At 66.2% G+C, this 2969-nt stretch carries 3 protein-coding genes; 1 reads left to right on the top strand and 2 read right to left on the bottom strand.

What is annotated here, in order from left to right:
* Window positions 1-172 precede the first annotated feature (172 nt).
* Entirely contained in the window at window positions 173-730 is a 558-nt protein-coding gene (locus CH306_RS28730) for a hypothetical protein (RefSeq protein ID WP_094648531.1), read from the top strand.
* Between the two features lie 563 nt (window positions 731-1293).
* Here the strand turns inward: CH306_RS28730 and CH306_RS28720 are convergent.
* Together CH306_RS28720 and CH306_RS28715 are read right to left on the bottom strand one after the other, a co-directional pair.
* A complete protein-coding gene (locus CH306_RS28720; protein ID WP_041104739.1) occupies window positions 1294-1542 on the bottom strand; it encodes an HTH domain-containing protein in 249 nt (82 codons plus the stop codon).
* Window positions 1539-2453 carry a replication initiation protein gene (locus tag CH306_RS28715; RefSeq protein WP_218829699.1) on the bottom strand — a complete coding sequence of 305 codons (915 nt, stop codon included), beginning with the start codon at window positions 2451-2453 and terminating at the stop codon, window positions 1539-1541. The genes CH306_RS28720 and CH306_RS28715 overlap by 4 nt, the downstream gene beginning before the upstream one ends.
* Between the last annotated feature and the right edge of the window lie 516 nt (window positions 2454-2969).

Below are 2969 nucleotides of genomic sequence, written 5' to 3'. Positions count from 1 at the left end.
CGGGAGGAGGGCGTGCAGGGGCGCAGGAGGGCGTGCAGGGGCGCAGAGCCGGAGCAAGCTATACACATAGCCGTGCTAAGTGGCTCGCGGCCTAGTCATGCCGGGAGTCGTTGCACTGTGCAGGGTGCTTGCGTGTGGCTGAGAACGTGGCCGAGGTGTCGAGGGAGAAGTGATGAAGCGCCAGCGAACGAAATCGGACGAGGTGTCGGGTGGGGGCGGTTCCCCGGAAGTCATCTCGCTTCCCTGGGCGATAACGGGTCACCTGAGCACGGGTCTTGCCCTCATGCCGGGGGTGTGGCTGCTGTGGTGGTTGTTCAGCCAGGCCCTGGCCAGTCCTCTCGGCGGGTGGGCTTCGCTGGAGCTTGCTGTGACCGCTGTGGTGGTCAGTTCGATCTTGGTCGCCTGTGGTGAGCGGCCTTTCGTGGTCGCAGCGGCCCACCCTTCCCCGGGCGGCTGGGGCTATGCCGTGTGGAGCTTCGTGGTTCCCCCGCTCGTGGGAGGAATCGTCGGCTGGTTTGTCTCTGCGGGGGTTGCCGTGTGCGGCGCTGTCGCTATGTTCCTCGTCTTCGCCGCTGAAGCAGTGTGGGTGAAGGTCTGGAAGCCGGGCATGAGTGCGGCTGAGGTTCAGGCGGCATGGGGGAAGACCAAGCAGATGACTCGAGACATGGCTGCAGAAGCCCGCATGGAGAAGGGCTGGGTGAATCCCCCGAAGAAGTGGGAGGACCTCTAAAGCCCGAATGGCTGGGTCTGCTTGCGCTCTGCGCAGTGCGCCGCCTGAACGCGTATGCCTTCACCTTTAGCGTTGGCGCGTATGGCGCGGATGCGTTCAGGTGTGGGGCGGACCGTCAGCGCCGGAGCAAGCTAGATACTTAGCTATGCTAAGTCGCTTTCGGCCTAGTCAGGCCGGGATTCGTTGCACTGTGCTGGGGTGCAGGCGCAGGGGGCCAGAAGTCGTTGGAGGCGTCCGTTTTGACGCGTTGGGTTGCTTGCGGGTTCTTTACAAGCTGGCCAACTTCTTCGTGACCTTCCTCTTCGACCTGTTCAGCCGCCACCACGAGATCGAACTCTTGAGCTGGAGAGCGCCAAGCTCATCGAGCGCGGGCAGGCCCTTCTCGGCCAACTTGCGGGAGGTGCGTCCTGGGTCTTCCCCTGGATGAGCGTCGATGAGTGCGTGCGCCTCCCTGACTCGGGTTGAGGCAAGCGGATGACGGCTCAGTCTGTCTTCGATCTCCCTCAACTGGGCTTCAAGAGCTGCCCGAGATTTCTTCCGAAGCGCCATGTCCAGCCCTCTTCTCAATCGTCCTTGTGGATCGCGTAGTGCACCGTTCCGACGGTGACGCCCTCCTTGGCGGCAATGGCGCGCATGGAGAGCCCTTCCGCGCGCAGGGCGCGGATGCGTTCATGGCGCGCGGCGGCGTCCGCCAAGTAGTCCGCGCGCTCCTGGGCGACGGTGCGGCGGATGGTGCGCGGCGAGACTCCGAATCGCTCGGCTAGTTCGCGGGCGGACTGCTTGCGCTTGGCGCGTGTGGGGCCGGTGCTCATGCGTTCTCCTCCAGGATCAAACGGGCACGCTCCTCAACGGCGTTGCGTCGCTTCGCTCCGCTCTGGCGGCCTCTGAAGGCTTGGAGCGTGGACAGGGACGCCTGCTGGACGGTGCGGGCGTCTGTCCAGCCGTAGAAGCGCGTGGTGACCCATCGGTGGATGCTGGCGGCGATGTCGCGGGCCTCGTTGGCCGGGAGCGGTTCGGAGAAGGCGGCGTTGAGCTCGTGCACGTGGGCGAGCACGGCGGCGTAGTAGTCGCGGCTGTCTTCGGCGGTGGCGTGCTCGTGGCGCTGGCGAATGCGTTTGGCCTCGCGGTAGGCCCAGTGGCGGGCTGTTTCGAAGATCGCGCAGTTGCGGCCTAGGCCGACCGGCGCGCGGCGTCGTGAGCGTCGCCAGGAGGGCGCTGGCATGTGGCCGGCTTCTTCGAGCCGGCTGGCCAGTTCTCCGAGGCTGTAGAGCCGGTCAGAGGTCCAGGAGGTGTGCCAGGAGCCGTGCTCGGGGTTCTTGGTGATCAGGCCGCTGTAGGCGGCGTCTCCGTCCACGGAGCGGCGTAGGCCTTCGGTGACGGCCGCGGCGAACGCCAGGGGCTTGCGGTGGGCGTACTCGGTGCGCGTGACCGGCTCGGCCAGCGCCCAGACCGCGTGTGCGTGCCCGTTGGCCGGGTTCTCCACCACCGCGTTGGGGAGCCAGTCGTGGCGGTCCCAGAGCGCGCGCATGAGCGCGTCCTCGTGATCGACGTCCACCACCAGCAGGTTCGAGAGCGCCTGCGGGTTGGCCTCGATGTACCGGCGTCCGCGTGCGTCCTTGCGTGCGGTGCGGTAGATCCCGGCGCGCAGGTCATCCGACGCGAGCGGCCATAGCGGCAGCCACATCTGCTCCCACGTCTGGGCGTCTCGCGTCGTCAGCGTCATGGGCACACCCTCGCACGAACCTCCCGCATGTTCAAAGTGGGACGCGAACCTAATCAGATGTTTCCCCGACAAGCTGCTCTCTCACACCTTCCCCGGCCCTGGGGTGACCACTGCCGGGACCACCTGCGCCCCGGGTGCAGCACACCCATGGCACACACCTTCCCGAGCACGTCGAGAGGGTGCCCCAGTCCCTTCCGGGCAACCGGAGCGAAGCGGAGGGCGGCAGTCCGTTCTTCCCCTCGCACAGTGCAACGCCTCCGCCCTGCGGAGTCTGCTCAGGCCGACTTATGGCACATAAGTGCATAGCTTGCTCCGGCACGTCGCTAGCCGGTCTAGCGCCCCTAGAACGGCTAGCCCGACTAGTCCGGCTAGCACCCCTAGGGGTGTAACACGAGGTGTAACACCACCTATAACTTCCGTTGTTACACCCGCCCCGCTTGTTTCTGCGGCTGTGGCACCTCACCTCCCCGACACCACCCACTCTCCTCGTCCCTCGTCCAGTGGGTGGTGTCGGGG

Origin of the sequence: Rhodococcus sp. 15-725-2-2b (assembly GCF_002259075.1) — a bacterium.
Taxonomy (GTDB): domain Bacteria; phylum Actinomycetota; class Actinomycetes; order Mycobacteriales; family Mycobacteriaceae; genus Rhodococcoides.
This window is presented reverse-complemented; position numbering and strand designations above follow the sequence as displayed.